3 protein-coding genes are annotated in these 6,735 nt (G+C 38.1%); 1 reads left to right on the forward strand and 2 read right to left on the reverse strand.

Features of this window, described 5'->3' with window-relative positions; translation table 11 throughout:
• Positions 1-774: 774 nt before the first annotated feature.
• The gene (gene sbcD / locus F6K13_RS12260; protein ID WP_124154711.1) at positions 775-2,046 is read right to left on the reverse strand and encodes an exonuclease subunit SbcD; all 1,272 of its coding nucleotides are present in this window, start codon (positions 2,044-2,046) and stop codon (positions 775-777) included.
• A gap of 1,047 nt (positions 2,047-3,093) precedes the next feature.
• Between sbcD and F6K13_RS12265 the strand changes: the two genes are divergently transcribed.
• Complete coding sequence (locus tag F6K13_RS12265; protein ID WP_124146375.1) at positions 3,094-4,839, forward strand: Na/Pi cotransporter family protein; 1,746 nt, start codon at positions 3,094-3,096, stop codon at positions 4,837-4,839.
• Positions 4,840-5,806: 967 nt separating this feature from the next.
• Here the strand turns inward: F6K13_RS12265 and F6K13_RS12270 are convergent.
• Positions 5,807-6,735, reverse strand: a 929-nt coding sequence (locus tag F6K13_RS12270) for an EF-Tu/IF-2/RF-3 family GTPase (RefSeq protein WP_353735657.1), incomplete at its 5' end; no start/stop codon positions are given.

The raw sequence follows: 6,735 nt of genomic DNA on the forward strand, positions 1-6,735 counted from the left end.
ATTCGACCCGTAAACATACAGGCTCGATGAGGCAACTGGGGCAAATGAAGCGCTCAAAATCTCAAAGTGCGGACTTTGTTGACGGGGACTTAGAAACCCCGTCCGTCTACACGGCGGGGTAGTTCATAGCTGAAACACTCAAAGAAACAGTAGCAGAAAATCCTGTACAACTATCACTTTTTGATATCGTCGCGGGCGGGCAGCCCTAGACGTTAAACAAGACGAGGAGCCGACGTAATTCTAACCGTAAAAAGGTAGTTGATGGCAATGAGTCGTCTACCGACCCTGAGTCAATTCAACTTCGGTTGTCCTGATGGATGGGAATCCCGCGCTCTCCCGTAGGGGAGCGTCGGGAGGATGTCAAATGATTCAAATTTGATTGGTGGTAGCAAGGCTAGGACGCATTCATCTCGACACCAAGTCAACTATGGTGCGGGACTTCTGCTAGACAAAGTTAAAAAAACTTTTCGGGTTATTTTTACCGAATAATTAAGGTAAAATGCCTCTCCTTTAAAGGAGAAACAAGCGGTCGAGGGATGGATGGGTTTCCTAACCATATCCAATCGACCAAGAGAGAAAAAATTTTCCTTTTATTCAATCCTCTTCCTTTTAGGGAGAAGTAATTATCAATTATCCATTATGAATTATCAATTATTGAAACGAGTCCTATTAGTAAAGGTGAGGAAAAAGGGAGAATAGAAAGAGCAATTATTAGGCATCTCCAAAACCCAAAATAAAATCAATTATTATCCATAAATTATCAATTATTTCTCCCTATTTGCTAAATAAACTTAACTGACTATCAGAATTTTCTGCCGACGAATCTACTCCATCTGATAGTAATTTAGCAGCAGCTTCTAACATTTCTTCCTGAATATCTTGAATATCTTCCCTACTTTCTAAATAAGTTTTTAATGCTTTTAACGGATCGATACTATTGCCTTTTGCCAATTCTGGTAAACGGGGTCTTGCTAACTGACTGACTAATTCTGGTTGAATAGTATAAGTATGTGCCTCACTTAAAGCTTGATGTAATACTCCATTTTCAATCAAATCTAACTGCTCGGAACGTAACTGATAAATCAACCGCACTACAGCATCTTTTATCTGAGTTTTACTAATAGATTTTAACAATTCAGCTTGTGGATTTTCTGCTTCGGAAACATTAACTTTAATAGTATAAAAATTTCGCACAGGCAAAGAACAAAATTCCCATTTAACTGCACCTTTCTCTAGTTCAAGCAAAACAAAACCTTTTTCTTCTTTCTCCTCACTAAAATCTACTCTTTCAATACTTCCCGGATAAATAATTGGCGGGTTATTAGACTTATTCAAATTTTGATGTTTATGAACATGACCTAAAGCTACATAATCAAAACAATCACGATTTAACAAAGAAACAGGAATATTAAAACCCTTACCCACAGCCAAAAAACGTTCCGCACCTAAACTCGCCCTATCTGCCATTAAATGAGCTAAAAGTACCGTCGGAATTTCTGGATTTAATTGGCGAATTTCTGCTTCTAATACCAACTTCAATTTTTCAATTAATAACTCATTAACTTTACCCATAGATAAACTTTCAGTCTCAGATTTTGTCATTAAACTAGAAGCAGTTAACCAAGGCAAAGTAATAATCTGAATAGCACCACTTTTAGTTTGAATATTGTGAGTTTCTAAGCGATCGCCTACCACAACTCCAGGCACTCCTAATGTACTATAAATACCTAAACTTGCCCCTCCTTGACCCTGGGAATGTTGGTCGTGATTTCCTACTAATAATACTGTGGGAATTTCAGCATCTACTAAACGGCGTAATTCACGAGAAAAAGCTTGTTTTATGTATGGCGCGGGAGTAGCATCTGGAAAAGCATCTCCACCAAAAATAACTAAATCAACTGGTTCAGAAATTGCTCTATCTATACAAAGTTTTAGACTAGAAATAAAGTCTTCGAGGCGAGTGTTTAAACCTGTTTCTGGGTTGATACGACCGTGGGAAAAACCACTACCAATATGAATGTCGGAAAGATGGATAATTTTAATCATTTTGTTTTATTTAGGGAGTAGGAAGTAGGGAGTAGGGAGTAGTAATTCGGGAAATAGGAAAGGCAAAACACGGATTTTTGACACGGATTCACGGATGATTAGATGGAACATTATTTATAGAACTTCTAAAGGTGTTGTTTTTCTTGATATTCTTTTCTACAATATTTTTGATTGCACTTAAAACTATACTATTGGGACTTAAACATTTTTTGGTAGGAAAAATTCGTCAAAGTCAGTCTAGACAAGGGAATTACGTCAAAGCCTTAAAAATGGCTAGAACCCTTGATAATTCAGGATTTTTGCCTTTTTGACGTGAAAGCCCCTGCCTATCTATATTTGAGCCTATTTTCTGCCTTTATTTTGTGTAAGTCCCACTATTTGTATCGTTGAATAAAAAATCATATTTATGGACGAACGACTGCATTTAAGCTTTAGAATATCACAATTTTTGTAAAAATGGTAGTGAAAATCTTTTGACCCGCTGATTTTTTAGGAGCTTTTGAGAATGAAGATAATGAAGATGCTGATGGTTTTCTAGCAAGTATCAATGGAGGTAAAGCTTTTTACCTTTAGAAGCTTCACAAGATTAAAAGATTTTTGGTATTGTTCCTGAAACAACTTTGTGTGTGAATGTATAAACAAACTTAGTTGAATAAAAAGTCATGCGTGTAGGCGAACAACTCCATCTAAGCTTTAGAATATCACAATTTTTGTAAAAGTCGCTACTGGCACAATCAAATAAGTAATCAACAACAATATGAATAGTTAATGCATTGATTAAATTTTGTTTGGCTTCAGAATTTGGTAGTGATCAAATTAACTTTTTAGCCTTGTTCAATTCTTTTTGATATTCAGGATAGTTGTTGAAGGTCGAAGCATTTTCTGTGTAATATAATAGTTTGGCAGCTAGATTTTCTGATGTCTCTTTTTGAACCAGTATATGAGGTATTATAGATACAGTAAATGCACTGGGAATAATGGAATTATTTAGTATGAGAATAGTTCAGAAATTAACAATCACCATACACTGAATAACTATGACAAAGAATGACACCAACCAACTCAATTAGTCTTTTAGAATTCGGACAAATTACCGTGGGTCTCTGTGGAGGACTCGCATTCTTCTTATTTGGACTTGAACAAATGACCGAGTCCTTAAAGCAAGTGGCGGGCAAATCTATGAAGCGAATGCTCGCGAAACTGACCTCGAATCGTTGGAATGGTTTAGTGGTTGGAGCATTTATCACAGCAGTGCTTCAATCCTCCTCAGTGACGACGGTTTTGGTGGTGGGTTTTATTTCTGCCGGATTAATGACCATGCCTCAATCAATTGGGGTAATTATGGGGGCCAATATTGGCTCGACCATTACTGCTCAGATTATTGCCTTTAAAATTACTCGCTCGGCTCTATTGCTTTTTGCCATTGGCTTTGTCTTGCAACTAATTTCCCAGCGAAGATACTCTCGCCAGTATGGTTTGCTGTTGATGGGATTGGGTCTGATGTTTTATGGCATGGAGTTAATGAAGATTGCCACCAGTCCCCTACAAACCTATCCACCTTTTATTAGCTTGATGCAGCAGGTAGAAAATCCTTTACTGGGGATTACCATTGCCACGGTGTTTACTGCTTTAGTACAAAGTTCTGCTGTTACCACAGGCTTGGTGATTGTTTTGGCAAGTCAAGGCTTATTGAATCTCGAAGCTGGAATTGCCCTGGTGTTTGGTGCAAATATTGGTACTTGCATTACGGCAATGTTGGCGACGATCGGCAAACCTTCAGAAGCGGTTCAGGCAGCGATCGCTCATGTTTTATTTAATATCTTGGGTGTTCTGCTTTGGGTTGGGTTGATTAATCAGTTAGCGGATACAGTACGTTGGCTGACACCTGTTTCATCTTCCCTCGAAGGTATGTCCAAGCTAGCAATGGAAACCCCACGCCAAATTGCTAATGCTCATACTTTATTTAATGTGGCCAATGCTTTCATTTTTATTGGGTTTGCTCCCCTGTTGGCCAAGTTGGTGCAACAGTTGGTGCCCGCTAAATATCCGGCAGTTTGGCCAAGGCAACCCAAATTTCTCGATCAGATGTTGCTGACTACTCCCACCTTGGCCTTAGATCGGGTTCGTTTAGAGTTAGGGCAAGTAGGAGACATTGCTCTGAAGATGGTGCGCGGTTGTCTGCCAGTGGTGGAGGGTGGGACCAGTGATGAGGTGGCAGCACTACGAGCAATGGATGATGAGGTCGATCGACTTTATGGGGCGATTGTAACTTACCTCAGTCAGTTGAGTTTGGAAACCTTAGTGACCCAACAATCTGAACTTTTGTCTATGTACCTAAAGATTGCCAACTATATTGAAAATATCGGGGATACTATTGAGACTAATGTAGTGGAAATTGGCAACGATCGGCTACACCATGAGCTTCAGTTTAGTGATACTACCCAAAAGGTTTTAAAGTCTCTGCATGAAGAGGTTTGTTTTGCTGTAGACCAGGCGCTCAAATCAGTAGTTTCCTCTGATCCGCAGTTAGCTGCCCAGGTGGTGGCAATGAAACCCCAAATTAACGAGTTGGCTAGCCAAGCACATACTCATCTAGCTATGCGTTTAACTGCTGACCAACCGAATCGGTTGGTTGCGTTTGGCCTTGAATCAGATTTTATTGAGTATTTGAAACGAGTATATTATTTTGCCAAACGGATTGCCAAACTTATGAGAGAAATTGATCTGGAAATGCAGGGAGATACAATCAAAAATGTGATTGATAATTCTACCAAAGAGGGGTTAAATTTTTAATATTTCACTTCCTGAAAATTACTCTATCCTCACCAAACAAAATCATACTTTCCCCGACCCTGACCTCAGAATCTAAACCACTACCCGAAATCTCAACCTCCGGAGCAATACCATTTTGCACAATCATCACTTAATTTTTGTCTAGAAAATTCTGCAATTCCTACAGTTAGTAAACATATAGTTGATAGAATAATAATTTTTTTTCGTTTCATTGTTAATTATTGGCAATATTTGAGTAAATCTATAACCCGTTTAAATCATTTGTAAAATAACTTTCCTTGCATCAAAGGCGTTGCAGCTCTATTGATTTTGAAGAAGCTATATTATCTTAATTTAGCAATCTTGCTGTTGTAATAACCGTTAACGAAGTCAGAAGTCAGAAGTCAGAAGTTAACCCACCCCTAACCCCTCCCAGGAGGGGAGGGGAAGTAGGGGATTTGAGCAACTCTCCAAAAATATTTCGCCTTAAAAGGCGGGGTTGCACGACCCATATTATTTTGATAAAAAAAAGATTTTTACAGTCTATTATAGGGAGTTAGACCGTACAGCTATAGGTTTGGTAAAATCACATAAACTAACTCTATTAGTTTGACCTCAGACTCACCATCGAGTGCTTCAGGGAATGAAATGACTATTGCGGTATTCACAACAGAGAGCAGAAATTAGTTTGACCTCAGATTTACCATGAGTGCTTCAGGGGATGAATCAACTATTGTGATATTCAATTCCTTATTTCTGATTACTTTTTCCCTCCTTCATTGAATTATTTCAACAAAATTGAAAATAGGTAGCTATCTATCAAAAATCAAGTTGAAAATTCCCTTTGAAATTTAAGCTTTTCTGACTTCTGACTTGTGGCTTCTAACTTCTGACTGAAAATTGAAAATAGATAGCTATCTATCAAAAATCAAGTTGAAAATTCCCTTTGAAATTTAAGCTCTTCTGACTTCTGACTTCCTCCTTCTACTCACAAAGACTCAGGTTCCTGACCAGAAACAACTGGCGCAGTAGTATTCAAATTTAACTCTGGATGCTCAGATTCTACCTGTTGACAATTCCACTCATTTTTGAACAACAAAACAGGTCGTCCCCAGCTATCTTTTACCGCCACAGTGTTAAATAACCTACCAACTTTTTTGAGTACATCCCAACCAGAATTAACCCAACGTGCCACAGTAAAAGGCAACATTTCCAAATTAGTTTCAACTCCATATTCATTTTGCATTCGGAACTGAACAACCTCTAATTGAAGTTGCCCAACAGCAGCCAAAATAGGGTCTCTTTTTGCCTCATCTGCAGAGTACATAATTTGTACAGCACCTTCCTCTCGTAACTCATTAACTCCTTTCCGAAATTGCTTAAACTTAGAAGGATTAGGATTTCTTAAATAAGCAAATATTTCTGGTGAAAAACAAGGGATACCTTCATACTCTAATTTTTTGCCATTATAAATAGTATCTCCAATAGCAAATACCCCTGGATTATTTAAACCAATTATATCTCCTGGATAAGCAATTTCAATAGAGTCTCTATCTTGAGCAAATAACTTTTGCGGGCGAGACAATCGAACTGTTTTACCTGTTCTAGCATGACTAACAGTCATATCTTTTTCAAATCTTCCCGTGCAAACCCGAATAAAAGCCACCCTATCTCGGTGTTTATGGTCCATATTAGCCTGCAATTTAAACACAAATCCAGTGAAATTTGGATAAGTAGGAGAAACTTCACCTACCGTACTTTTATGAATACCCGGTTTTAGAGCATATTCCAAAAAAGCATCTAAGAATAATTGCACCCCAAAATTAGTCATAGCACTGCCAAAAAATACAGGAGTCATTTCACCTTTATGTATCTCTTCTAAATCTAAATCTGAACCTAATTCTTCCAGCAATTCTA

Source organism: Okeania sp. SIO2B9, from assembly GCF_010672505.1.
GTDB lineage: Bacteria > Cyanobacteriota > Cyanobacteriia > Cyanobacteriales > Microcoleaceae > Okeania > Okeania hirsuta.